We start from the raw sequence: 25,238 nt of genomic DNA on the forward strand, positions 1-25,238 counted from the left end.
CGTCAGCCGGTGGCGGCGTGCTCGTCCATCCAGCGCCGCAACGACAGCGGCCGCATGTCCGTCCACACCTCGTCGATCCGGGCGAGGCACTCGCCGCGTGTGCCGGTGGTGCCCTCGCGCCGCCAGCCGGCGGGCAGCTCCCGGTCGTCCCACCAGATCGAGAACTGTTCCTCGTCGTTCACGACCACGGCGTACGTCCGGGTGTCGTCGTCAGTGCTCATCGGACCCCCTTCGGCGGGAAGGATTCCAGCCGCGTCGATCGCGTGTCAAGGAATCGGTCGATCTTCCGACGTCAGGCGGAGGTGGGCCGTTCGGCCGCCACGGGTTCCGCTGTGGACGGTGCCGGCGGTTCGACGTCGTCCGCGCCGATCCGGGGCGTACGGGCGACCCAGCCGACGGCCGGGCCGGCGGCGAGCGCGCAGCCCACGAAGATCGCCGCGACGATCCACCAGCCCCAGCCGCCGGTCTGGATCGCGAGGAGGGTCAGGCCCACCGGCGCGAAGACGTCCGCCGTCGAGCTGACGGTCTGCGCCGTGCCGAGGTACACCCCGCGCGACGCGGCGGGCGGCACGTTGGTCTGGAAGAACCAGAGCGCCGCCGAGAACCACAACTCGGTGGTGGTCACCAGCACCACCACGGCGAGGAGCACGACGACCGTCCACGCGCCGCCGGTCCGGCCCGCGAGCGCGGCCACCGGGCAGGCGAGCGCGGTGACCAGGGCGCCCCGGCGGATCAGGCGGGCCGCTCCGGGAAGCGAGTCCGCGCCGCGCGCCGCCGGCACCTGCAACGTGATCACCAGCACCGTGTTGAGGGCCAGCATCGCGCCGAGCAGCGGCTTGGGGGCGTCGGTGTGGGTGATCGCCCAGAGCGGCAGGATCTCGACGAGGACCACCGAGTGGAACATCATGACGGCGAGGAGCACGGCGGTCGTGACGTAGGGCAGGTCCTTCAGCACCGCCCACCGCGACGTGCTGGCCGCCCGGTCGTGCCGCAGCACCGGCGCGGCCGGGAGCCGGGTCACGAGGGCGGCGTTGAGCAGCGACAACGCCGAGTTGAGCAGCACCATGGCGACGAGCGCGGCGGCGGAGTCGAACGCCAGCGCCACGGCGCCGAGCCCGGTGCCGAGGGTGAACCCGGCATTCAGGTACGAGCGCGCGTACGCCATCGTGCGCACCCGGTCCTCGGCCGGCATGGCGTCGGCGGTGTAGATGGTGCGCCCGGCGTTGGCGAGGGAGTCGGTGGCGGCGGCCACCACCATCAGCACCACGAAGCCCACGAAGGACGTCACGAGCGGATAGGCGGCGAACGTCAGCGCCGAACCGAGCGCGCCGAGGGCCCAGGACCGCTGCCCGCCGATCCGGTCGGCCAGCGCGCCCAGGGGCAGGGAGGTGGCCACCCCGGTGAGCCCCGCGATCGAGAAGCCGATGCCGATCTGCATCGCGCTGAGCCCGAGGACCTCGGTGAAGAACACGATGCTGCCGGTGAGGAAGGTGCCGCTGCCGACGGCGACCATGGCGGACTGGTAGGCGATCGCCCGGGGCAGCCCGGGCGGCGGCAGGAGCCGGGACGCGGCGAATCGGTGACCGTCCATGGTGGCCGTCAGGCTACCCGGGAGGCCGCCTCCCCGGCGTCGCACGACCGGGTGGTCACGCCGCGCCGTCCGCGCGCAGCACGAGCCGGTCGGTGGTCCTCTCCTCGACGTACGTCAGGTCGGCGTCCCACCCGAGCCCGGGCCCGGCGGGCACCTCGACGAGCCCGTCGGTGCTCACGATCGGGTGGGTGGTGACGTCGCGGGCGTAGTACTTGTCGGAGCCGGAGACGTCGGAGGGCAGCGTGAAGCCGGCGAGTGCGCTCAGCGCGACGTTGGCGGCCCGCCCGATGCCGAACTCGTGCATGCCGCCGCACCAGACCGGGACACCGTGCTCGCGCGCCAGGTCGTGCGCCCGGACGGCGTGGGTCAGCCCGCCCATCCGCGAGACCTTGATGTTGAGCACGCGTACGGCGTTCAGGCGGAGCGCGGTGACGAGGTCGTCCACCTCCTCGACGGACTCGTCGAGGCAGACGGGGGTGTCGATCCGTTCCTGGAGGGCGGCGTGCGCGACGAGGTCCCGCGGCGCGTACGGCTGCTCGATCATCATCAGGCCCAGGCCGTCGAGCGCCGACAGGACGGCCCGGTGCTCGGGCCCGTCCCGGTAGGCGCCGTTGGCGTCGACGTGCAGTGGCACGCCCGGATACGCCGTGCGGACGGCCCGTACCGGCTCGACGTCCCAGCCGGGCGCGATCTTGAGCTTGATCCTGCGGTAGCCCTCGTGGACCCGCAGCCCCACCTGTGCGAGGAGGTCGTCGACGGTGGGTTCGATCCCCAGGGAGACGCCCGCCTCGACGGTGCCGCGCGAGCCGCCCAGCGCGTGCGCGAGGGAGACGCCGTTCGCGGTCGACCACAGTGCCCAGGCGGCCATGTCGAAACCGGCGCGGGCGAAGTGGTTGCCGCGTACCTTGCCGAGCGCCGTGGCCAGGTCCGCCGGGTGCGCCCAGTCGGTGCCCAGCGTCATCGGCGCGAGGTGGTCCCGGGCGACCGCCCAGCAGCTCTCGACGGTCTCGGCGGAGTAGAACGGGCCGCTCGGCGACGCGATCTCGCCCCACCCCACGGCGCCGTCGGTGTCGGTGAGGGTGACCAGGATGTGCTCCAGCTCGCGCTTGGCGTGGGAACTGGTCTGGAACCGGTGCACGAGCGGCAGCCGGACCCGGCGCAGTCGCACCACCTCGACCCGGCTCACGACGCCCCCTTCCCGTGCTCGGCGTGGCCCCGGGCCGGCCTGCGCGCGGCCCCCGCGCCCTGCCACCGGCCGGTCACGACCGATCCGCGTAGAGACCGAGCTCGGCGGCGAGGGCGTCGCGCTCGCGCAGGCGGCGGCCGGCCCCCTTCGAGCTGGCGATGGTCAGGGTCGCGAGCAGGTGCAGCGCGAGCCCCACCGAGGTGGGGGAGTTGGCGTACGAGGCGCTGTCGGTGCCGATGACGATGCGGGCGGCGGCGCTCTCGGCCAACGGCGCGTCCTCGGCGTCGGTGACGAGCACCAGCCGACCGCCGTGGCGGACGTACGCGGAGGCGGTGTCGACGGTCTCGCGCCGGTAGCGCGCCAGGGAGACGGCCACGAGCAGGTCGCCCTGGCGGATGTCGCCGAGCACGTCGAGGGACCGCAGCGCCGCGCCGTCGACGAGGTGGACGCCGGAGAGCCCGGCGCTGAGGTCGGCGGCGAGCAGGGACGCGAAGCCGAACGACTTGCCGTGCCCGAGCAGGTACCGGCGCCGGGCCGACACGATGAGCGCCGCGGCCCGCTCGATCGCGTCCTGCTCGGCGGCCCACGCCAGGGCCCTGGCGAAGCCGGTGCGTTGCTGCTCCAGGACCCGCTGCTTGAGCACCTGTGCCGACCTGCGCTGCACGTGGCGGTCGAAGCGCTCGGCGGGCGTCGATCCCGTCGTGGTCATCCCTCGCCCCGTTCGAACAGGTAGCTGACGCGGCCGGGGGTGTCCGGCCGCCGGGCGACGCCGACGAGCCGCGAGCCCGCGCCGAACCGGTCGGCCAGCGCCTGGCGCAGTCGTGCCCGGTCGTCGGGCTCCGGCGCGGCGGTACGGTCGTCGGCGGGCGAGCCGACGGCCGCGGGCCCGGGGGCGGGTGCCGGACCGCCGCCCCCGGGACGGTCGAGGTCCCACCGGACCAGGACGCGGTCGCTGCCGCCGTCGTCGTAGAAGTCGGGCAGGAACCGGATCCCGACGGCGCCCAGCACCGTCAGGTTGAAGTGCGCGTTGCGCAGCGCGTACGGGTCGAAGGTCCACCGCATCGTGTGTACGCCCGCGCGCCGCGCGGCGTCGGCCTGGGCGTGCTTGAGCAGGCGGCCGACGCCGCGCCCCTGCGCCCGCGCGTCGACGACGGCGGCCTGCGAGTAGTGGTAGAGCTCGCCGTGTTCGACGCCGGTGAAGCCGTAGCAGAAGCCGACGAGTGTGCCGTCGGAGTCGAACGCGCCGATCGCGGTCCCGGCGTTCTCGCCCAGCGCGGCGAGGAGACGCGGGCTGACGGCGTGCTCGGGGCCCTCGTAGCCGAAGACGCTCCGGTAGAGCGCCGACGCCGCCGTGCGCTCGCCGAGCCCGGCGAGGTCACGCGCCACGATTCCGCGGGTGGCACCGGCCATCGAACTCACCCCCGCAAAGATAGCGATCGTATCTCTCTCAGGCTGCCGCACTGTCCGCCCGTTGACAAGGGCTCATGTCGATCATAGTGTCCGTATGTGTCATCTTCATCGTCGGGTCTCAATGCCGCGCTCGGCGCGCTGCGCCGCTACACGCTGCACGAGTCGCCGACCGGTGACCGGCGGGCGCTGGCCGCGCTGGCCGACGTGCTGGACGCGGACGCCGCCCGAGCCGGCCTGCACACCGCCCGGGAGCCGCACCCCGGCGGCGACCATCTGGTCTGGACCCTTCCGGCGCGGGGGGTCCCGGGCGGCCCGGTGCTGCTGCTGACCCACTACGACACCGTCTGGCCGGTCGGCACGCTGTCGGCCATGCCGTGGTCCGTCGAGGGCGACACCGTCCGGGGCCCGGGCGTCTACGACACCAAGGCCGGGATCGTCGCGCTGCTCACGGCGGTGGCGCGCGTCGTACGGGAGGGCGCCCCGCACCCCGAGATCAGGGTCCTCGTCGTCGCCGACGAGGAGATCGGCTCACCCACCGCCACCGGGCTGGTCCGGGCCGAGGCGGCCCGGGCCCGCGCGGTGCTCGGCCTGGAGCCGCCGCACCCCGGCGGCGACCTCAAGACCGGCCGGCGCGGCAGCACCCGGGTCCGCGTCGAGGTCACCGGCGTCGAGGCGCACGCCGCGCTCGACCCCGACGCCGGGGTCAACGCCATCGACGAACTGGTCGACCAGCTCGTGCGGGTCCGCGCACTCGTCGCCGGCCGGCCGGTCCTGCTCAACACCGGCACCATCACCGGGGGTGGGCGCACCAACGTGGTCGCCGGCGCGGCCCACGCCGACCTCGGCCTGCGCTTCACCGATCCCGGCAACGAGGAGGTCGTCCTCGCCGGCCTGGGATCGCTGCGCCCGGTGCGCGAGCGCGCCCGGATCGCCACCCGGCTGCTGTCGCACCGGCCCACCTGGCAGCCGGACGAGGCGGGGACGCACCTGCTGGACCGGATCGTGGCCGTCGCCGCCGACCTCGGTCAGCGCCTCGCCGGTCGCCCGGCCGACGGCGCCGCCGACACCAACACGACGGGTGCGCTCGGCCGTCCCACCGTCGACGGGCTCGCCCCGCCCGGTGGGGGCGCGCACGCCCGGCACGAGTGGGTCTCGGCCGCCGGCCTCGGTGCGCGCGCCGACCTGCTGGCCGCCCTGTTCGCCGGCCTGCCCTCCGTGGACGCGTCGCAGGCGGAGGGTGGCTGACCCGGCGGGCTCTCGGCAGCCGGGAGCGGCCCGACCCCGGACCGGGAACGCCTGACCCGGCGCGCTCCCGGGCACCGGGACGGCAGGCACGACCGCGGGCCGGAAAACCGGCGGGCGCACGACCCGGGGACTCGCGCGGACGGCGCCGCGTCCTCGGTCAGCGCGACCGGGGACGCCGCGCGCGGACCAGCGCGACCAGCCCCACGGCGATCAGCGTCAGCCCGAGCGCGCCGGCCGCCACGAGGTAGGTCCCCACGGAGCGGCCGGTGCCGTCGCCGGCGGCGCGGCTCGTCGGTCCGGGCGCGGCGGGCGACGTGGGGGACGCGACGACCGCCGGCAGCGGGTAGCGCAGGACCGTGGGCAGCGTCCCGGGTGGCTGGTCGGCCGTCTCGGACACGGTCAGCAGGGACTGCCCGTCGCGGCTGTAGGTGACCGACTCGCCCTGCGGCTCGTCCGGCAGCGCGACGACCCGTGACGCTCCGCCGGTCAACGCCGAGACCACGTCGCCGTCGCTGACGTCGAACTCGTACGCGTCGGCGTACGTGCGCAGGACCACCCGGCGTCCGTCCGGCGCGGTGGCGGCACCGGTGACCGCCGTACGGCCGAGCGCCCCGAACGGGTTGCTCGTCCTGGAGGCCGGCAGCCGGGCCTGCCCCACCTTCTCCAGCCTCGCCGTCGTGCCCGGGCGCAGGAGGGCGCTCGGGGCGTACAGGGTGGCCGAGTACTTGGTCACGACCAGCGGCCGGTCGTCGCCGGTCACCAGCAGGGCCTCGGCGTCGTGCGGGCCGTCCGGGTACGCCATGCGGTACAGCACCGGTCGGTCGGCACCCGGCGGTAGCTTCCACACCGCGATGGTCTGCCGGGAGCGGTCGTTGTCGCCGGTGTCCGCCACCCAGACCGTGCCGTCCGCGCCGACGGTCAGGTCCTCCGTGTCGCGCGGACGCGACGGATAGGCCACGGTCCGTACGACGGAGCACCGCTGGTCCAGGAAGAAGATCCGGCGGCGGGCCTCGTCGTCCGCGCCGTCGTTGACCATGACGAACCCGCCGTCCGTGGCGACCATCCCGGAGATCTCGCTCAGCCGGCCGCCGCGCACCTCGCACACCGGCGTCGCGGGCACCGGCGTCGGCGTCGGATCGGCCACGGCCGGACCGGGGGCCGTCGTGGCGGCCAGGACGACGACCGCCCCCGCGGCCCGCAGCCTCCGGGTCCCGTTGTCTCGTCGCCTCACCAGTAGTCCCCTTCGGTGCGGGCCCGACCCGCCCGGCGTCGCCGGTTGAACGGTGCTTCCTCCATGCCCGCAGGCGGACGACCCGCAGCCTACGCGCCCCGGGTCTGCGCGCGTCGGTCGCAGCGCCCACCTGACCGAGGCCGTCGACCGCGCCACGATGCCGTCCTGGGTGGTTGTCGCCATCGGCGCCCCTTTGCGCTAGCATCCGCCAGAGATAAATCGACATTGGAGCATTTCATGAGTGAAATCCGTATTGAGGTGGATCCTGGCAGGAACGTGGACCAGGCCGTGGACCAGGCTCACGACTACCGGCCCCCCGGCGTCGAACGACTCGGCACGCTCGCCGAGCTGACCCGAGGTGGCACCGGGCCAATCGGTGACGGCCAAGGCGGCACCGGCGACTCCCTCTGAGAGCCGCGCGATGCTCCACCTGCGTCGCGCATCCCGTAGCTTCGGGCGGCGCGAGGTCTTTTCCGGTCTCGACCTCGACGTGCCGGCGGGAACGCGACTGCTCGTCACGGGCGGCAACGGCTCGGGCAAGACGACGCTGCTGCGCTGTCTCGCCGGCACCCTGGCGCTCACCTCCGGCACCGCCCTGGTCGACGGTCACCCGGCCGGCTCGCCTGCCGCGCGTCGCGCCCTGGGGCTCTGCCTCAACCCGGAACAGGGCCTCTACGGCAGGCTCTCGGGTCGCGACAACCTGCTGCTGGCGGCGCGCCTCCGGCTCCCCCGAGCCACCGCCCGTCGGGCGGTCGTCTCGATCGAGGACGAGTTTGAGATCGGTCCCTTCGCCCGGGTGCCGGTCCAGCGGTGTTCGGCGGGCATGAGGGCCCGGGTGACGGTCGCCCGCAGCCTGCTCGCCGAACCGACCGCACTGGTGCTCGACGAGCCCGGTCGATCCCTCGACGAGAGGGCGCGAAGCCTGCTCTGGGCCGCGTTGGACCGTCGTCCGCACCTGGCCTGCGTCGTGGTGTCCCACCAGTCGGAGGACCGGAACCGGTGCGGGCGCACGCTGACCCTCCCGGTGCGCCGGTGAGTCGCCCGACGACGGGGCGGACCACCCCGCCGGTCGTCGAAGTGCCGCCGGCCGGGGCGAGCCCGTCGAATCGGGTGAGCTCCGGATCGGTGCTTCTCGCGCTGATCGGCCGCGACCTCGCCGAACGGGGGCGGCTGATGCCGCCGCTGCTGCTCGACCTGGCCTTCGGCGTGGTGAATCTGGCGGTCTTCCTCCTCATCTCCCGGGTGCTCAGTGCCCCGGAAGCGGGCGCCCTGGGGCACTCGGCGAGCTACTTCGACTTCGTCGCGGTGGGCCTCACCTTCATGCTCGTCGTCCAGGCGGCGACCGCTCAGGTCACCTCCCGAGTGGCCCAGGAACAGCGGGACGGCACCTTGGAGATGCTGGTCGCCCAGCCGGTGCCCCGGTGGGTCCTCGCCGTGGGAGTGGCCGCCCACCCGTTCGCCTTCGCGCTGCTGCGCGCCGCGGTCTACCTCACCGTCCTCGGCCTGCTGTTCGGGCTGGATCTCGGCAGGGCGAGCTGGGTCGGCAGCGTGCTCGTCCTGGCGGCGGCGGTCGGGGTGATGCTGGCGGTGGGTGTCGCCCTGATGGCGTTCACCGTCGCGTTCGGCCGGGGCGATCTCGTCGCCCGCCTGACCATGGTGACGATCGCGTTCGCCTCCGGTACCTACTTCCCGGTGGCCGCCATTCCGGCGGTGCCGTCGTGGCTCACCGCCGCTCTGCCCACCAGGATCGCGCTCGACGGGTTCCGGCACGCGCTCGCCGGGCAGCCGTGGGGCACCGACCTGGTCGTCCTGCTCGGCTGCGCCGCCCTCCTGCTGCCGATCTCCGTCCGGCTGTTCGGCGGCGCGTTGCGTCATGCCTGCCGTCGGGGCACCCTGAACCGCGATTGAGGTGACCGTGCGCTGGCCCACCCCGTACGATCTGGCGACCGGCCTCGTCACCGGCGTGGCACCGCACGACGAGGCCGACCCTGGACCGCTCCGCGTCGTGCCGACCACACTGCCCCCGCTGGCCGCGCTGGAGGCCGCGGTACTGCCGGCGCTGCGGCGCCCGCCCTGCCTGCTCAGCTTCTCCGGCGGGCTCGACTCCTCCCTGGTCCTCGCCGTCGCCGTCCGGGTCGCCCGTCGGGAAGGGCTGCCCGACCCGGTCCCGGTCACCTGGCGGTTCACCGGAGCGCCCCGGGCCTACGAGTCGCCCTGGCAGGACGAGATCGTCCGGGTGCTGGACGTCGGACGGGACTGGCAGATCCTGCGGGCGGACGACGATCTCGACCTGATCGGTCCGGTCGCCCGGCGGTTCCTGCACCGCTTCGGCGTGCTGCACCCGCTGAACCTGCATCTGCACCTGCCGATCGTGGAGCTGGCGGCGGGTGGCTCGCTGCTCACCGGCGGCGGTGGGGACCAGATCCTGGCCGGTTGGCGCCGGCCCGCCCCGGCCTCGTTGCGGGAGGCCGCCGGTCGGCTGCGCGCCGGGCTGCGCCGCCGTCCGCCGGCCACGCAGGTGTTCCCGTGGTTGCGGCCGGCGGCGGCGCGGGAGGTCCGCCGGGCGTTCCGGGCGGAGGAACGCGCCGAGCCGGTACGGCTGGCCGACCGGGTCGCCTGGCACCTGCGCCGACGCGACCTGCGGACGTCGGTCGCCTGCGCCACGCTGGTCGCCGACGCCCACGACGTACGGCTGGTGCAGCCCCTGCTCGACCCGGTGTTCACCGGCGCGCTGGTCCGCTGGGCGGGTCACCTGCGCCGGCCGACCCGGGCGCAGCTGCTCGCCGGGATCGCCGCCGGGGAGCTGCCCGCGCCGGTGACCGCCGTCCGCCGCAAGGCGCACTTCCTCGCCGTCTTCCTCCGTTCGCCCACCCGCGAGTTCGTCCGCCGCTGGGACGGCGACGGCGTCAACGAGGACGTGGTCGACCCAGCCGCGCTGCGGGAGGTCTGGTCGCGCTGGCCGATCCCGGAGTGTACGGCCGGCCTGGTCCAGCATCTCTGGTTGAGGCAGCACCCACCCGCGTCGTCCCCGAGGCCGGCGCCCCGCATGGAGGTGTCACCGTGAACGCCGCAGATTCCACCGTCTACCGCATCGCCGAGCAGCGCGCCGCCTGGCGGCAGGCCGGCGAGGACATCGTCGTGCTGGACACCCGGAAATCCGTCTACTTCGGACTGGATTCGGCCGGCGCGTTGCTGTGGCGTCGGTTGGTCGACGGCGCGACCGCCGCGGAACTGGCCGAGGCGCTGGCGTCTACGACCGACGTCGCGCGGGACAGGGTCACCGACGACGTGGCGCGCTTCCTGGCCGACCTGGACCGCTACGGCCTGGTCGAGCGTTCCTGAACACCGGCCGGCAGCCAGCCGGCGGGCGGGTCCCGGCGCAGCAGCTCGGTCATCTCCGCGCGGTGCGGGTCGGCGTCGCCGTCCAGCCAGGCGTGCGCGTGGAACCCGCCACTGGGCGCGGTCACCCCGATGACCAGGGTGCGGGAGGTCCGTTGCCGGGCGTCCCACCGTTGCAGCACCAGTGACCGCTCCAGGCAGTTCGCGCCCACCCGGTGCAGCGCCCGGAGCACCACGGTGCGGTCGGTCGTACCGCCGGCCGGTGGCACGGGTGGCCGGACGGCGTCCATGCCACCCCGGACGAGCTGGCGCCGCACCCGGCGGCGGGCGCGGACCGTCCACACCGCGATCCGGACCCCGCGCAGGCCGTGCCGGCGCCACAGCACCGCCAGTGGGCGTAGCCGGTCACCCATCGATGGACCGCCGGACCGCGCGGCGGAGCTGGGGGATGGCCCGGGGCACCTGCCAGCAGGCCCGACCGAAGCGGAGCAGGTACGCCAGGGCCAGCCCGGCGCCGCCGCGCCGGGCCAACGGCCGGGCGTAGCGCATCGCGGCCGGCGAGGGGACCAACCGGTGGGCGAGGTAGTCGACCCGCTCCCGGGTGGTCGGCAGCTCACCGGCGCGGGCCAGCAGGTACGCCGCGGTGTTGCCGCCGCAGTGCACGACGTGGTGCAACGGCGAGGACCGCGACGCCAGCCGGAGCCGGTCGGCGAGCGCCGCCCCTGCCGCCACCCGCCGGAGTCCGAAGGCGAAGGCGGTGGCCGCCCGGGTCCGCTCGGCGAGGCCGGCCGCGGCCCGCCAGGTGTCCTCGTCGGTCACCGCGAGCGCCCGTTCCAGGTCGGCCCGGGGGCGCAGGGAACGGCCGGGGCCGGCGGCGTGCAACGCGACCAGCATGGTGGCGGCGATGGGGTCCGGGACCAGCACGGTGCGACCGGCGAGGTCCATCGGTTCCGCGTCGGCCCGCAGCGCGGCCCAGAACCCTTCCGGGTCACCTACCCCGTGGAACCCACGGTGCAGGTCGACCGCGAGGCTCGCCGGGCCGGGTGTCCGCCACAGGCGTTCGTACCAGTGCGACCAGTCTTCCTCGCGGGCGCCCGGCATCGCGGGCCGGTAGCCCAGGTCGAGGAAGACCTCCTGGGTGGCGTCGAAGGTGTCCGGGGCGACGAGCAGGTCGACGTCGCCGTACGTGCGGGACCGCTCGGTGCCCAGCCGGCGGGCCAGCCCGGCGCCCTTGAGCAGGATGCTGTCGATGCCCCGGCTGTTCAGGGCGGAGTGGGTGACCGCCGCGGCCTCGTCCAGGGCCAGGCAGTACAGCGCGTCGGGTCGGCCGTCGGCGCTCATCGCAGCGCCATCTCGCCGGCCGTGGCGGGTGTCGCGTCGAGCAGCGCGCAGACCTGGTCGAGGGTGCCCCAGTCGCGCGGGCGGGTGAGGTCCCAGGCGGGCAGGGCGGCCAGCGCGAGCAGGACGCTCGGGTCGGTGGGTAGGTCGGGCCAGGACCGCCAGCCGGCCAGCCGGGTCAGCAGGGTGGTGGCCGGCACCGGTGTCAACCCGACCGCGTCACCCCAGTGCAGGAAGTACCAGCCGCCCAGCGGTGTCCGGTGGGCGATGGGCGGCAGGTGCACCCGGGTGCGGGTGCGGGCCCGCGCCGGGCCGCTGGGCAGTGCCACGCCGGGCACCGGCTCTCGCAGGTCGACGCAGCGGGGCCCGGCAAACACGTCGGTGCCGGCCAGGACCAGCACGTCGTCGGCGACCACCGGTACGCCCCGGGCCGCGAGCGCCGCGAGCAGGCTGCTCTTGCCGGCGGTACGGGGCCCGGTGACCGCCCACGCGCGACCGTACCGGACGAATCCGCCGGCGTGGAAGGTCTCCCGCCCGGCCCAGCGGTTGAAGGTGCTCGCCACCGGGGCCAGGTAGGGGTGGGCGAGCAGGTCGGGGGTGAGCGGCGGGCCGTGGAAGACGGCGGCGCGGCGTTCCCGGTCGACGACCAGGTGCCGCCCGTCGGCGAGCAGCCGCACGCCCCGCCGGTGGTCGAGCGGGTGCGGGACCGGTCGCGGCGAGTCGGGGTCCTGCTGGACCTCCACCTCGGGCCACGGGTCGTCCCCGGCCGGCATCAGTTCGGTGACGCCGGCCAGGCCGTGGACCCGCAGCCCGTAGGCGAAGCGTGCGGATGGCCGCATTCTGGGTTCTCCCGGAGCGTGCGGTGGTGTCTCGGTGGATCAACGACGGGCGGGGGTGCGGGTGGCGCGCTGGAGAGAGCGCCACCCGTACCGGTCGTTGCCGGTCAGCGCACGGTGCCGCTGACCAGGTGCCCCTTGCGGAAGCCGGCCGAGTTCGGGCCGGCCGTCTTGAGCTTGGTGCGCGAGGTGCTGGCGGACGTGGTGCTGGCCGCCGCAGGCGGAGTGCCGCCGAGGGCGTCGATGTCCCAGCCGACCCAGTAGCGACCCGGGGTGTCCACCGCGAAGGTCAGGGCGACGTTGATCGACTCCCCGGTGCCGAGGCCGCCCAGGCGGAGTGGAATGGTCAGCGTGGTGGACATTCCGCCGCCCGGTGGGCTGGTCGCCGGGGCGTCCATCCGCAGGTTCTGCACGGTGACGGTGTCTCCGTCGCTCAGCGTGACGGCGCTGGTCGGCGTGGCCGGGTTGATCAGCCGCAGGTTGCCGTGCGGCGGCGGCGGCTCCGGGTCACCCGGCTTCGGTGCGCCGTTGGCCTGGCTCAGCGCGGTGATCCGCAGCCGGGCCTGGATGATGGGTTGGGTGGAGCGGTTGGTGAGCTTCCGACGCAGGATCAGCCGGTTGCCAATCACCTCCCGGTTGGGCACCGCCGACGAGGCGACGCCGGTGTCCAGCAGGGTGGTCTGCAGATTTCCGTTCTGCTGGTAGACGCCGAGGGAGTTCTGCGGCGACGGGCTGCCGAGTGCCGCGGGCACCCCGTTGAGCGGGCCGAGGACGGTCGAGACCAGCCGGAAGTCGCGCACGGTGTCGTCGGTGTCCTGCAGCTGGCCGTTGCCGCGCAGCCGCACCCAGGCGTAGGTGACGAACGGCGGGCCGGCGAAGGCCGGAGGCGGGCTGCCCTCGAAGAAGCCGGGCGCCGACCCAGCCGCGTCGGTGACGGTGCCGGGCACGTCGGGAGCGACCAGCCGAAGACCACCGATCGGCCCGAGGCTCGGCACCACCAGGTCGGGCAGGATGTTGTCCAGCGAGTAGTCGGCCGCGGCGACCAGATAACCACGACCCGGCGGGAGGGGGCGCGCGCCCTGCGGGATGGTGACCGTCGGACCGCCCGCGGTCTGGATCGTGAAGCCGGCGATCGGCAGGTTGAGCGCGGTGGTGTTGCGTATGCCGACGAACTGGTCGGCGGGGCCGGCGATCCCGGACTGGGCGAACTGGCCGATGAGCACCTGCCCCTGGACGGCGCGCACGTCGATGGTGACGGTGTTGGAGTTGGCCACCGCGTTGGTGTTGTCAGAGTCGTACTGGACCCGGAAGGTGTTCAGACCGAAGGCCGGCATCTGCGCCTGGAACTCCGCCGCGTTGAACGCCACCGGGAAGGTGCCCAGCGGTTCGTCGGTGCCGTTGGGCAGCACGTCGATCAGCGTGACGGTGCCGTCGGCCACGCCCGGTCCGATGGTGACGTTGAAGGTGACCGCCGCCCCGAAGGTGGTCTGGTTGGCGTCGGCGGTCAGGGTGACGACGCTGGCCGGCTGGACCACCATCCGGAAATCCTGGGTGTCGCTGAGCCCGAAGGCGTCGGTGACCCGGACGGTGAACGCGTAGGACCCGGCGACGCTCGGCAGACCGGTGAGATTCCCGGTGACCGGGTCGAGGGTCAGTCCCGGCGGCAGTGGTCCGGCGGCCAGTGACCAGCTGAACGGCGCGGTCCCGCCGACCACGAGAAACTGGTTGGAGTAGTACGCGTTGACCTCGGCCAGCGGCGGCGCCAGGTTGCGCAGGTCGGGCGCCTGGTTGATCTGGAGCACGATGCGCCGGGAGCCGTAGTTCCCGTTCGCGTCGATGACCCGGACCACCAGCGGGTAGGTGCCGGCGGTGGTCGGCACGCCGGAGAGGGTGCCGTCGTTGGGCCGGATCGTCATCCCCGCTGGCAGGCTGCCGGACTCCACCGACCAGACGAACGGCGGCACGCCGCGGGTCACGTCCAGCGGTGCGACGTAGGCGACGCCCACCGCGCCCGGCGGCGGCGTGGGGAACGCCAGGGTGGGGGAGACGTTGGTTCTCACCGCCGGCGACAGCGCCGACTCGGGGCCGGTGCCCTGGCTGGTCCGCGCGGCCACGGTGAACCGGTAGGTGACCCCGGAGGTCAGTCCGGTGACAACCCCACTGGTCGCCGGGCCCAGCGTCTGGCTCGCCTGGCGGGCGGCGCCGATGTAGGGGGTGACCACCCAGTTGGTGACCGGCGAGCCGCCGTCGAAACCGGGGGTCCAGCTCAGTGTGGCGGCCACGCTGTTGGCGTAGACCGAAATGACGGTCGGCGCCGACGGCAGGGCAAGGATGCCGGCCCGCGCGGACCGCTTGCTGGCGGGCCCCACGCCGGCCGCGTTCTTCGCGGCCACCGTGAAGGTGTACGTCCCGCCGGCACGCAGGCCGCCGACCTTCCGGCTGGTCTTCGACGCGTCGAAGGCCAATCGCTTCTGGGCCTTGCCGTTACGGTACGGCGTCACCACGTACCCGGTGATGCTGCTGCCCCGGTCGTCGGGTGCCTTCCAGGTGACGACCGCCTGCTCGCCCTTACGGGCGGCCCTGGGCGCGGCCGGCGCGGCCGGTTTCCGGGGCTGCGGTGCCGGCCTGGAGGCCTTGGTGGACTGTGTCACCAGGTGCATGTTGGCCAGCGACGGGGGAGCCGCCCGGGCGGCGAGTGGTCTGGTGGCGACCGGGTCCCGGGCTGCGGCCGGTGCCACGGCCGCGGCGGACAGGGCCAGGGTGGAGGCGACCGCCAGGGCCGCCAACACGCGGCCACGGTGCGGGATGGACATGGGAACTCCTAGCTGGGCGCCGGCCGGGGAGGCAGCCGGTGCTCCGTCGACGCGGATGTGGACGGTGGCGAGGAGCGTCAGCCGACCGGTGGTCACCCCGTTGTCCTGCCGGTCACGTCATGCACCTCTGGGCGGCGGCCGGACATCCGCCGAACGCGACATTCGCTCACAAGGAATCCAAAACCGCCCATATCTCTATAGCACTTCTCGGCGCTCCTTGCCGCAGGTTGTTGTTCGGATGACGGCCTGTTTTCGCAGGTAGAGCGACTATTGGCCCGTCGCTGGGGCGGCTCGGCGCGGCATCCGAGGCCTGGCCGGCGGCCCGGGCCGCCACCGCGACCGCGCGGGCCGCGACGGGCGTGCCCACCGCCGGCACCGGTCGGCCGGCGGCGGCGTACGCTGCCGCGATGACCGCCCCGGCCCGCATCCTCGTCTACGGGGTGTACGGCGCCGGCAAGTCCACGCTGGCGGCGCGGTTGGCCGAGCGGCTCGGGCTGCCGTGGCACCCGGTCGACGACCTGCTGTGGCAGCCCGGCTGGGTCGAGGTGCCGGTCGCCGAGCAGCGCAGCCGGATCGGGGCGGTCTGCCGACGCGACCGCTGGATCCTCGACGGCGCGTACCACGGGTGGCGGGACGTGGTGCTGGCGCGCGCCGACCTCGTCGTCGGCCTGGACTATCCGCGCTGGCTCTCCTTCTGGCGGCTACTGCGGCGCACCGCCCGCAGACTGGTCAGCGGCGAGGAGATCTGCAACGGCAACCGCGAGTCGCTGGGCAGCGTGCTCTCCCGGGACTCGATCCTGCTGTGGCACGCGACCGCCTTCCGCCGGGCCCGGCGGCGCATGCACGCCTGGCAGGCCGATCCCGCCGGGCCGCCGGTGCTGCTGTTCCGCTCCCCGGCGGAGCTGGACCGTTGGTTGGCCGGCCTGACCCGCCGGTGAGGACCCTCGACCGCCCCGCCCCCCCCCAACGGACCGGGCCGGCGACGCCGGCGGGATCTACGCATGGAAGTACGCCATTGCCGTGGCCCTCGTGATCACCTAGGTTCTCACCCGATCGCACCCAGCCGCAGCGAGCACCTCCCCGGGCTCTGGCCAGGCAGCGAGACAGCATCCATCGCGCCGCTCAGTGACTAGGAGCTCACCGTGGCACATCCCTCCTGTCGAAGAACGTTCCTCTCCCGTCGCCGGACGCCGCCCCGTCTGGTCGCGGCGGTGGCGGCGAGCGCCATGCTGCTCGCCGTGGCCCCCACCCCGGCCGGGGCGGCACCGCTGCCGGCGGGCGACACGACAGCCGGGGCGGCAGCCCGCCCGGCATCGGGCAAGGCGCAGCCCAAGAGCGGGCTCTGGCTGGTGCAGATGGACAAGCCGTCGGTGGCGGCCGCCCCGCGGGCGAGGCCGGCACCCGCCGGCAGGATCGACACCAGGTCGGCGGCGAGCACCTCCTACTCGCAGGAGTTGGCGCGGCAGCAGGACACGCTGGTGGACGAGATGGAGGCTATGCTGGGCCGCTCCGTGCGGGTCGCCCACACCTACCGCAACGTGGTCAACGGCCTGGCGGTCGAGGTCAGCGCGGACGAGGCGGCACACCTGTCCGGCCTGCCGGGGGTCAGCGCCGTCGTACCCGACGAGGTTCTGGAGCTGACCACCGACACCAGCAACGCGCTGATCCGGTCGCCCGCCGTGTGGGAGGGCAGGACGGCGGAGAACGTCGGCACCCGTGGCGAGGGCACCATCGTCGGCATCCTGGACTCCGGCATCAACCCCGACCACCCGTCGTTCGCGGCGGTGGACGGCGACGGCTACCGGCACACCAACCCGTACGGCGCGGGCACGTACGTCGGCGTCTGCGCCCCGTCGCACCCCCAGCACAGGCCGATCTGCAACGACAAGCTGATCGGCGCCTGGGCGATGGTCGGCACCGACGCCCGGGACGACAACGGTCACGGCAGCCACACGGCCTCGACCGCGGCCGGCAACCGGCACGAGGCGACCGTCACCGTCGGCACGAGCACGCACAAGGTCACGGTCTCCGGGGTCGCGCCACGGGCCAACGTCATCTCGTACAAGGTCTGCATGGTCCTCGGCTGCCTCTCCTCGGCGACGATCGCCGCGGTGGACCAGGCGATCGCCGACGGCGTCGACGTCCTCAACTACTCGATCTCCGGTCGCGACGACCCCTGGAAGGACCTCGTAGACCAGGCGTTCCTGGAGGCGTACTCGGCGGGCATCTTCGTGGCCGCCTCCGCCGGCAACAGCGGCCCGGGCGCCAGCACCGTCGCGAAGACCGCGCCGTGGAACATGTCCGTCGCCGCGGTCAGCCACGAGCGGGTCATCGCCCACCGGCTCGACGTGACGGGCCCGACGCCCGTCCCGGCGGCGCTCACCGGCATCGCCGCGGTGATCGGGGAGAACTCGCCGAACCCGCCCGTCGAGGGGGAGCTCCGGTACTCGGGGGCCGTCGACGCGAACAACGTGCAGGCCTGCGTCGCGTTCCCGGCGGCGGCGTTCAGCGGCAAGGTCGCCCTGCTGCCCCGGGGTGGCTGCGACTTCTCCGTGAAGGTGAGGAACGCCACCGCCGCCGGCGCGACCGGCGTGGTCGTGCACAACCAGCACAGCGGCCCGCCGATCACGATGGGCGCGCTCGCCGGGACCACCATCCCGGCCGTGATGGTCTCCCTCGCCGACGGGCAGCGGCTGCGTGACCACGTGGCCGCCACCGACGGCCCCGTGACCGTGCGCGTCGACCCCGGCAGCGAGGTGCTGCGCGACGGCAACTGGACCGATGTCGTGACCGACTTCAGCTCGCGCGGCCCCAGCAAGTTCGACATGCTGGCGCCCACCGTGGCCGCCCCGGGCCGCAACATCCTCGCCGCCACCATGGCGGCGAAGGACAACCCGGCCACGTACGCCTTCATGCAGGGCACGTCCATGTCGTCGCCGCACGTCGCGGGCGCCGGCGCGCTGCTGGCGGCGCTGCACCCCGACTGGTCGCCGACGCGGATCCGGTCCGCGCTGGCGGTCACCGCGGACCGCGACGGGGTCGTCAAGGAGGACGGCCGCACGCCGGCCGACGCGTTCGACATGGGATCCGGCCGGATCAACCTGGCCCAGGCCGCCCGGACCGGCATCGTGCTCGACGAGACCGCCGCGAACTTCGCCGCGGCCAACCCCGACGCCGGTGGGGACCCGCAGACGCTGAACCTGCCGGCCGTGGTCGAGCACCACTGCCTCAAGGTCTGCACCTTCACCCGGACGGTGTCCAGCGTGGCCAAGGCGTCCGCGACCTGGCAGGTGACGGCACAGTCCCCGACCGGAGCACGGATCATGGTCGCCCCGACGCGGTTCACCCTCGCGCCCGGCGCCAGCCAGGAGCTGACCATCACCCTGGACGTCACCGGGACCGCCCGCAGGAACTGGCTCTTCGGTGCGATCGACCTGACCACCGACGCCCGGCACGCGCCGGACGGGCAGCCGATCGCCCAGGCGCACTTCCCGGTCGCGGTGCTTCCCGCGGCCCCGGACCTGACCGTCGACAAGACCGCGCTCAGCTCCAGCATGGACGTCACGCGGAGCGAGAGCCACACCGTCAAGGTGGGCAACGCCGGTGGCGCCGAGCTCACCTGGCGGGCCACCGGCGACGGCGACGACTGCGCCTGGCCGAACTGGGCCGAGGTCACTCCGGCGCAGGGCACCCTCGCCCCGTTCAAGAGCCAGGACATCCAGATCACCCTCGACTCGACCGGCCTCGACGACGGTGGCGTGTTCCGGGCGGACCTCTGCCTGGCCAGCAACGACCAGGACCAGCCGGTGACGACGATCGCGCTGGAACTGACGGTGGTGCCGGTGCCGAAGATCGACGTGGCACCCAGGTCGCTCTCCGCGCGGCAGCCGGCCGGGCTGGTCACCAACCAGAAGTTCGCGGTACGCAACGCCGGGCACGGCGTGCTGGACTGGCGGCTGGACGACCCGGACGCCGGCCCGAGCGACGAGCGGGTCCGGCTCCTGCGTGACGGTGTCCTGCTGATCCCCAACTCTGGCAGCGCCACCCGTGGGGTGATGGCGTTCGACCCGCAGAGCGGGAAGCTGATCGACCCGCAGTTCATCCCGCACGTCAAGTTCGACCCGAGCAGCAACCTCTACACGCCGTTCCAGGTCATCGCCAAGCCCGACGGCAGCGGCTTCCTCATGTCCGACCAGGTCAACTCGGTGGTCACCGAGCACGGCCTGGACGGCAGCTTCCGGCGGGTCCTCGCCCCCGCCGGCGGTCTGGAGGATCCGACGGTCATGGGCAACACCCGGGGCATCGCCCTCTCGCCGCGCGGCACCGTGCTGGTGACGGTCGCCTCCCAGGCGAACGCTCACTCGGTGGTCGAGTTCGACGCCGACGGAAACTTCCTGGGCACGTTCGTCGCGCCGGGGGCCGACGGGCTCAAGGGACCGTGGGGCATCCTGTTCCGCGGCGACGACATGCTCGTCTCCGCCAGCGACAGTGACGCCATCCACAGCTTCACCAAGGACGGCTCCCGCGCCAACGCCCGCTTCGTCGAGGGGCTGAGCTGGCCCGGCCAGCTCGCGGAGCTGCCCAACGGCAACGTGCTCGCGGCGAGCTGGGGCAGCGGATCCGCCCCGGGAGTCTGGGAGATGGACCGCGACGGCAAGCTGATCGGCATCTACACGCCGCCCGGCGGCTCCGGATACCAGGGTGTCCACCCGCTGGGTAACGGCAACATCCTGGTCACCAGTTCCAAGGGGGTCCACGAGATCGACCGCTCCGGCCGCCTCGTCGAGGTGGAGAACGACAAGGGGGCGGCCCGGTTCGTCACCCACGTCAAGCTGCCCGACGTGCAGCCGTGCGTGACGCCCGACGAGGTGCCGTGGCTGACGGCGTCGCGTACGGCGGCCGGCACCGGTGCCGGCCGGTCCACGGAGGTGACCATCTCGATGGACAGCACCGGGCTGGCCGCCGGCACGTACCGGGCCCAGCTCTGCGTGACCGGCGACGACCCCACCACGCCCCTGGTGACCCTGCCGGTGACGCTCGAGGTCACCGACCAGACCTGCACCCAGGTGGTCAGCGGTGATCGTCGCGGCCCGCTACAGGTCGGCGGCGGAGTGACCTGCCTCGCGCCGGGTGCCGAGGTGTCCGGGCCGGTGACCGTCGCGAAGGGCGCGGGGCTGGTCGCGCTCGACGCCGGCGTCGTCGGGCCGGTGAGCGCCACCGGAGCCGCGGTGGTGGAGCTGACGCGCAGCCGGATCGACGGCCCGCTCTCGCTCACCGGCGTCACCGGCCGGGTCCTGATCACCGGGACGCGGGTGACCGGCCCCGTCGGCGTGCTCGACAGCCGCACCGGCGACACACCGGTCGTGCTCTCCGGCAACCGGATCGACGGGCCGCTGCGGTGCGTCGGCAACCAGCCGCCGCCGGTGGACGGCGGTGTGCCCAACACGGTCGGCGGCCCCGCCTCCGGCCAGTGCCGGGGGTGGTGAGCGGGCCCCCCGTCTGACGTGGCTGCCCCCGCCGGTGCGCTCGCCCCCGCGACCGCACCGGCGGGCCGCCGGGCCGGGCACGGCCGGGTCGGTGGGCGCGGTGAGTACGCGGGCTCACGTCCCGGAGCCCCGACTGCGCCAGGCTGTACGCCATGACCCCGTCGACATCCGCCGCCCGCCCCCGGTACGCCCTGGTGCTCCTGACGGCGCTCTGGGTGGTGGCCTGCCTGGCGTTGCTGTGGTGGCTGTTCACCATCGGCATGGAGGGGTGGGCCGACCACCACTCGAACGGTGACGCGCGGGCGGCGGAGATCGGGCGTCGCTCCGCCCGGGCGCTGCTGCTCCTGGCGGTGGTGGCGGCGGGCGGAGCGGCCGGCATCGCGCTGGTGGCGGTCGGCTTCCGGTACCGCCGTACCGCCCTGGTCTACGCGTTCCTGGCCGTTGTCATCACGGCGGCGCTGACGCCGGCGGTGGCGGACGCGGCGCGCACGCTGAGGCAGCCGCCCGCGCCCGTCCCGGCGCCGACGACCTGCCAGGAGCACAGCGGCGGCGACAGCCGCTGCCCGGGCGGCTGAGTGCTCCGCGGTGGGCGGGCCCGTACCCCCGGTCGGCGGGGGAAACCGGGACGCGACGACGGCGGCGGACACCGGCGCCGGGGCGGGGCCGGGCGACCTGGCGGGCCGGGGCCCGCCGGCGGTATGCTCCCCGGCGATGACGACTTCTTCTCTCACCAGATTGGGGGCCCGGTTCTCGCAAGGTGAGTGCTGATGCGCTCCCAACCTGCGAACCCGGACTTTCGCTCGTCCTTCTGGCTGCGCGTGCGCGAGTTCGCCGTGCCGCCGTCCATGATCGAGGTTGCCACCGCCCGTCGGGCCGGCGGGGACTGGGCCGGGGCGTGCGCCGCCGCCCGCGTCGACGTCGACGTCGACCTGCGCTCCGTGGCCCGTACCCACGGCCGGGAACTCGCCGGCCGGCTCCGCGCCGACCTCCGCCACCTCGCTCCCGACCTGCTGCGCTGGCACCTGCCGAGGATCGCCCCCGACGGGCTGCTGCGGCCCGGGCTGACCGTCCCGCTGGCCCGCTACGACCGGGGCGGACGCCACGGCGACGCGGTGCACCTCGTGGTCCGGACACCGCCGGCCTGGGCGGACGCCGGGCAACGGTTCAGTCTGGCGCTGTGGGACGGACCCCGGCGCGGTTCCGGGCCCCGTCGCCACCCGCACCCGCACCCCGACCGCCGGTTCCGCCTCGACCTGCACCGCCACCTGTGGGATGCGCGGCGGGCCGGTGAACTGCGGGTCCGCTCCGGGGCGCAGCGGACACCCGAGGAAGGCCCCGGCGCGGCATCGGATCCACCGGCGACGGCGGAGCGGCGGCAGGGCTGGGCGGTGCGGAGGTGGCCCGCCGAGGCAGCCATCCTGCTCCGCGCCGAGGGGCGGACCAGCGGCCCGGTCGCCGTACGGGTCGGTGCGGGGCGTCACCTGATCCTGGAGGTGGCGTCGGCCGGGAACGGTCCCGGACCGCCCGAGGTGCGGGTCACCTCGTCGTCCCCGCGAAGCGGCGGCGGCCCGCACCGGCCCACGCCGGTGCTGCCCGACGCCGCGACCTGGGTGTCACCCGACCTGGAACTGCTCCGCGACGGCCTGATCGAGGCCGGTCGGCTGCATCCGCTGGTCGCGTCGGCCCTGGCACCCGGCCATCCGGCGGTGACGGCGCCCCGGGTGGCCCGGGCGGCGCAGCCGCACCGCGTGCGCTGCCGGGGCGCCTGGCACCGGATCGGCCTGGTCGACGGGACGCTCGTCGCGCTGGACCACGATCCGGCCGAGGTCCGCCGGGAGGAGCTCCTGGCCGCGCTCACCGGCACCCCGCTGCCCTGTCTGCGGGCGATCGACGAGGCGCACCGCCACCCGGAGTGCCTTCCCGAGGTCCGGGCCCGCCTGGACCACGGCGACACCGCCGGCGCGCTGGCTGTCGTCGAGGCCCTGCTCGGACCCGACGCGCGGGTGCGCGACGGCGCGCTGCGGGACGAACTCGAGACGGCGGCGCTGCGGCGGGTCACGTACGGGCTGTTCCGAACGGGACTGGCCGGGTCCGGCCCGGGCCCCGCCACCGCCGAACGCCGCCGTACCCGCGACCGCCGCTCCCGCCCGCGCCACGGCATCGCCCGCTGACCGAGGGCCCCCGGCCCCCGCACCACCCTCCTCTCACCCGCCACGAGAAACGACAGGTGATCACCATGCCCCCTGCCACCGTCAGCCCCGCCGACGAAGCCCCCGGCGAGCGACTCGCCGTCGCCGCCGAGCTGCTCGCCCTGCTGCGCGACACCACCACCGAACCCCGATCCGACGCACAGTTGGAGGCACTGACGCTGGCCGTGGCCGCCGACCTGCCCGTGCTGTTGTGCGGTGAGCCGGGCATCGGCAAGACCGCCGCCCTGACGCAGCTCGCCGAGGAACTGGACCTGCCGCTGACGACCGTCGTCGCCAGCGTCCACGAGCCGTCCGACTTCGCGGGGCTGCCGGTCGTCGGCGCCGACCCCGCCGCGCAGGGCGTCCCGATGGCGCCGCCGGACTGGGCCGTACGCCTGGCCCGGGCCGGCCGTGGGCTGCTGTTCCTGGACGAACTGTCCACCGCCCCGCCCGCCGTCCAGGCCGCCCTGCTGCGCCTCGTGCTCGAGCGGCGGGTGGGCGCGCTGCGGCTGCCGCCCGGCATCCGGATCGTGGCCGCCGCGAATCCGCGATCCTCGGCGGCCGACGGCTGGGAGCTGAGCCCGCCCCTGGCCAACCGCTTCGTCCATCTCCAGTGGACCCACGACCACGACGTCGTGGTACGCGGCCTGGGTGGGACCTGGCCCCGGACCGTACTGCCCCGGCTGCACCCGGAGCGGTTGCCGCAGGCCGTCACCTTCGCCCGCCGCGCGGTGTGCGGGCTGCTGTCCGCCCGCCCCGCGCTCGTGCACCGGCTGCCCGGCAACGAGGCCCGCCGGGGCGGCCCGTGGCCCTCGCCCCGCAGCTGGGACATGGCCCTGCGCCTGACTGCCTTCGCGACCGCGGCGGGAACCTCCCGGGAGGTGCTCTCGATGCTGGTGCGGGGCACGGTGGGCGACGGTCCGGGGCTGGAGCTGCTCGCCAGCCTGGACCGGATGGACCTCCCCGACCCCGAGGCGTTGTTGGCCGACCCGGCGGCCGCCGTCCTGCCCGAGCGGGGCGACCTGCGGCAGGCCGTGCTGGACGGCGTGGTGGAGGCCGTCCGTGGCCGCCCGGAGCGCTCCCGCTGGGACGCCGCGTGGGCGCTGCTGGTCCGGGCGCTGGAGACCGGGCCCCCCGACCTGGTGGTCGTCCCCGCGAGCACGCTCGCCGCCCTGCGGCGCGAGGACTGGGACGTGCCGGCGGCGATCGAGCGGCTCGCCGGGGCGGTGGCGGTGTCCCGGCGGGCCGACCAGGCCGGGCTCGCCGCCGCGACGGGGAGGGACCGGTGATCGCGGGCACGGGGGCGCTGGACCGCGAGAAGCTCTTCGCCGCCCGGCTGCACGCCGTTCGGGTCCGGCCCTACCTGGCGTCGGCGCTGTTCGCTCTGCACGTGGTGCAGTCGCGCCTGGTGCCGACGATGGCGGTGGACCGGCACTGGCGGTGCTACGCCTCCCCGCTGTTCGTGGACCGGACCCCGGTCGACGAACTCGCCGGGGTGTGGGTCCACGAGGTCTCGCACCTGCTCCGGGACCACCACGGGCGCAGCGACCGGGTCGCGCGGGAACGGGGGCTGACCGGGCCGGGGGAGCGGCTACGGATGAACATCGCCGCGGACTGCGAGATCAACGACGACGTGTTCGGCGACGGGCTGGCCCGGCCCGACGGTGTCGTCGACCCGTCGGCACTGGGGCTGCCCGAGGGGGAGTTGATGGAGGACTACCTGCGACAGTTCGGGCTCGGGCCGCGTACGCAGGGGCTGGTCTGGCTGGACTGCGGCAGCGGCGCCGACGGGGCGCAGCGGGAGTGGGACCTGGGACCGGACGGCGCGCACGGCCTCAGCGCACAGGAACGTGACGCGGTGCGGTTCCGGGTGGCGCAGGGCATCGCCGGGCGCCCCGGGGACGTCCCGCAGGGCTGGCGCAGGTGGGCGGAGGAGGCCTTCCACCCGCCCCAGCCGTGGCGTGAGCTGCTGGGGGCGGCGGTCCGCTCGGCGGCCTCCGGTGCGGGCGGGGGCGAGGACTACACGTACGGCCGGCCGTCGCGGCGCTCCGTCGGGGTGCCCGGCGTCGTCCTGCCGAGCCTGCGGCGCAAGCCCCCTCGGGTCTGCGTGGTCGTCGACACCTCCGGGTCGGTCAGCGACGCCGAACTGGGCAGCGCCCTGCTGGAGGTCGCGGCGATCTCCCGCGCCGTGGGCGGCCGGCGCGACCTGGTCAGCGTCCTGTCGTGCGACGCGGCGGCGCGGGTCCTGCACCCGCTGTGCCGCGCCGAGGAGATCCCGCTGGTCGGCGGGGGAGGGACGGACCTGCGGACGGGCCTCGCCCGGGCGCTGCGGACCCGGCCCCGCCCGGACGTCGTCGTGGTCCTGACCGACGGGCAGACGCCCTGGCCGGCCGCGCAGCCGCCCTGCCGCACGGTGGTCGGGCTGTTCCCCCGCCCGCACACGTCCTCGGCATCGTGGGACGAGGACGCACCCGGGTACGTGCCGGATCCACCGCCCGCATGGGCGCGGGTGGTGGCCATCGGGTCGTCCGGCGGCGACCGTGCGGCCTGACCCACCGGCTCTTTACCCTGCGG

Annotated in this window: 22 protein-coding genes; 12 read left to right on the forward strand and 10 right to left on the reverse strand. The window is 74.7% G+C overall.

What is annotated here, in order from left to right; translation table 11 throughout:
* Window positions 1-2 precede the first annotated feature (2 nt).
* The 5 genes from KBX06_RS17600 to KBX06_RS17620 form a co-directional block, all read right to left on the reverse strand.
* Entirely contained in the window at window positions 3-221 is a 219-nt protein-coding gene (locus KBX06_RS17600) for an MbtH family NRPS accessory protein (RefSeq protein ID WP_210836172.1), read from the reverse strand.
* Between the two features lie 71 nt (window positions 222-292).
* Entirely contained in the window at window positions 293-1,591 is a 1,299-nt protein-coding gene (locus KBX06_RS17605) for an MFS transporter (protein WP_210836173.1), read from the reverse strand.
* Between the two features lie 55 nt (window positions 1,592-1,646).
* Window positions 1,647-2,777, reverse strand: a complete 1,131-nt coding sequence (gene menC, locus KBX06_RS17610) for an o-succinylbenzoate synthase (protein ID WP_210836175.1) — start codon at window positions 2,775-2,777, stop codon at window positions 1,647-1,649.
* Window positions 2,778-2,850: 73 nt separating this feature from the next.
* A complete protein-coding gene (locus tag KBX06_RS17615) occupies window positions 2,851-3,486 on the reverse strand; it encodes a MurR/RpiR family transcriptional regulator (protein WP_210836183.1) in 636 nt (211 codons plus the stop codon).
* Window positions 3,483-4,187 (reverse strand): GNAT family N-acetyltransferase, encoded by a 705-nt coding sequence (locus tag KBX06_RS17620; RefSeq protein WP_210836185.1) that lies wholly within the window; start codon window positions 4,185-4,187, stop codon window positions 3,483-3,485. The genes KBX06_RS17615 and KBX06_RS17620 overlap by 4 nt, the downstream gene beginning before the upstream one ends.
* A 96-nt stretch (window positions 4,188-4,283) precedes the next feature.
* On the opposite strand from KBX06_RS17620, the gene KBX06_RS17625 reads away from it, so the two are divergent.
* Window positions 4,284-5,432 carry a M20/M25/M40 family metallo-hydrolase gene (locus KBX06_RS17625; RefSeq protein WP_210836187.1) on the forward strand — a complete coding sequence of 383 codons (1,149 nt, stop codon included), beginning with the start codon at window positions 4,284-4,286 and terminating at the stop codon, window positions 5,430-5,432.
* 157 nt (window positions 5,433-5,589) lie between these two features.
* Here KBX06_RS17625 and KBX06_RS17630 read toward each other — a convergent pair whose 3' ends face one another.
* The gene (locus KBX06_RS17630) at window positions 5,590-6,663 is read right to left on the reverse strand and encodes a hypothetical protein (RefSeq protein WP_307854666.1); all 1,074 of its coding nucleotides are present in this window, start codon (window positions 6,661-6,663) and stop codon (window positions 5,590-5,592) included.
* A gap of 237 nt (window positions 6,664-6,900) precedes the next feature.
* Between KBX06_RS17630 and KBX06_RS17635 the strand changes: the two genes are divergently transcribed.
* From KBX06_RS17635 to KBX06_RS28500, 5 genes are all read left to right on the forward strand, one after another.
* A complete protein-coding gene (locus KBX06_RS17635) occupies window positions 6,901-7,074 on the forward strand; it encodes a hypothetical protein (RefSeq protein ID WP_210836189.1) in 174 nt (57 codons plus the stop codon).
* 10 nt (window positions 7,075-7,084) lie between these two features.
* Window positions 7,085-7,699, forward strand: coding sequence for an ATP-binding cassette domain-containing protein (locus KBX06_RS17640; RefSeq protein ID WP_210836191.1), 615 nt, complete (start codon window positions 7,085-7,087; stop codon window positions 7,697-7,699).
* 74 nt (window positions 7,700-7,773) lie between these two features.
* Window positions 7,774-8,571 carry an ABC transporter permease gene (locus KBX06_RS17645; protein ID WP_210836193.1) on the forward strand — a complete coding sequence of 266 codons (798 nt, stop codon included), beginning with the start codon at window positions 7,774-7,776 and terminating at the stop codon, window positions 8,569-8,571.
* 1 nt (window position 8,572) lies between these two features.
* Window positions 8,573-9,727, forward strand: coding sequence for an asparagine synthase-related protein (locus tag KBX06_RS17650; RefSeq protein ID WP_210836195.1), 1,155 nt, complete (start codon window positions 8,573-8,575; stop codon window positions 9,725-9,727).
* The gene (locus tag KBX06_RS28500) at window positions 9,724-10,005 is read left to right on the forward strand and encodes a PqqD family protein (RefSeq protein ID WP_210836196.1); all 282 of its coding nucleotides are present in this window, start codon (window positions 9,724-9,726) and stop codon (window positions 10,003-10,005) included. Before KBX06_RS17650 ends, KBX06_RS28500 begins: the two co-directional genes overlap by 4 nt.
* Here the strand turns inward: KBX06_RS28500 and KBX06_RS17660 are convergent.
* From KBX06_RS17660 to KBX06_RS17675, 4 genes are all read right to left on the reverse strand, one after another.
* Entirely contained in the window at window positions 9,981-10,415 is a 435-nt protein-coding gene (locus KBX06_RS17660) for a lasso peptide biosynthesis B2 protein (RefSeq protein ID WP_210836200.1), read from the reverse strand. The genes KBX06_RS28500 and KBX06_RS17660 overlap by 25 nt on opposite strands.
* Complete coding sequence (locus tag KBX06_RS17665; RefSeq protein WP_210836206.1) at window positions 10,408-11,343, reverse strand: nucleotidyltransferase family protein; 936 nt, start codon at window positions 11,341-11,343, stop codon at window positions 10,408-10,410. Before KBX06_RS17665 ends, KBX06_RS17660 begins: the two co-directional genes overlap by 8 nt.
* Window positions 11,340-12,179 (reverse strand): hypothetical protein, encoded by an 840-nt coding sequence (locus tag KBX06_RS17670; RefSeq protein WP_210836207.1) that lies wholly within the window; start codon window positions 12,177-12,179, stop codon window positions 11,340-11,342. Before KBX06_RS17670 ends, KBX06_RS17665 begins: the two co-directional genes overlap by 4 nt.
* Before the next feature lie 104 nt (window positions 12,180-12,283).
* A complete protein-coding gene (locus KBX06_RS17675; protein WP_210836208.1) occupies window positions 12,284-14,989 on the reverse strand; it encodes a fibronectin type III domain-containing protein in 2,706 nt (901 codons plus the stop codon).
* Between the two features lie 407 nt (window positions 14,990-15,396).
* Here KBX06_RS17675 and KBX06_RS17680 point away from each other — a divergent pair, with 407 nt between their 5' ends.
* From KBX06_RS17680 to KBX06_RS17705, 6 genes are all read left to right on the forward strand, one after another.
* Window positions 15,397-15,927 (forward strand): adenylate kinase, encoded by a 531-nt coding sequence (locus tag KBX06_RS17680; RefSeq protein WP_210836209.1) that lies wholly within the window; start codon window positions 15,397-15,399, stop codon window positions 15,925-15,927.
* Window positions 15,928-16,131: 204 nt separating this feature from the next.
* Complete coding sequence (locus KBX06_RS17685) at window positions 16,132-20,475, forward strand: S8 family serine peptidase (RefSeq protein WP_210836210.1); 4,344 nt, start codon at window positions 16,132-16,134, stop codon at window positions 20,473-20,475.
* A gap of 152 nt (window positions 20,476-20,627) precedes the next feature.
* Window positions 20,628-21,050: a DUF6234 family protein gene (locus KBX06_RS17690; protein ID WP_210836212.1), complete on the forward strand. Its 423-nt coding sequence runs from the start codon at window positions 20,628-20,630 to the stop codon at window positions 21,048-21,050.
* A gap of 192 nt (window positions 21,051-21,242) precedes the next feature.
* Window positions 21,243-22,646 (forward strand): hypothetical protein, encoded by a 1,404-nt coding sequence (locus KBX06_RS17695; protein ID WP_210836214.1) that lies wholly within the window; start codon window positions 21,243-21,245, stop codon window positions 22,644-22,646.
* A 65-nt stretch (window positions 22,647-22,711) separates the two neighbouring features.
* Window positions 22,712-23,953: a MoxR family ATPase gene (locus KBX06_RS17700; RefSeq protein ID WP_210836216.1), complete on the forward strand. Its 1,242-nt coding sequence runs from the start codon at window positions 22,712-22,714 to the stop codon at window positions 23,951-23,953.
* The gene (locus KBX06_RS17705) at window positions 23,950-25,215 is read left to right on the forward strand and encodes a VWA-like domain-containing protein (protein WP_374225652.1); all 1,266 of its coding nucleotides are present in this window, start codon (window positions 23,950-23,952) and stop codon (window positions 25,213-25,215) included. Before KBX06_RS17700 ends, KBX06_RS17705 begins: the two co-directional genes overlap by 4 nt.
* Window positions 25,216-25,238 lie beyond the last annotated feature (23 nt).

The organism is Micromonospora sp. C31 (assembly GCF_018070575.1).
GTDB lineage: Bacteria > Actinomycetota > Actinomycetes > Mycobacteriales > Micromonosporaceae > Micromonospora.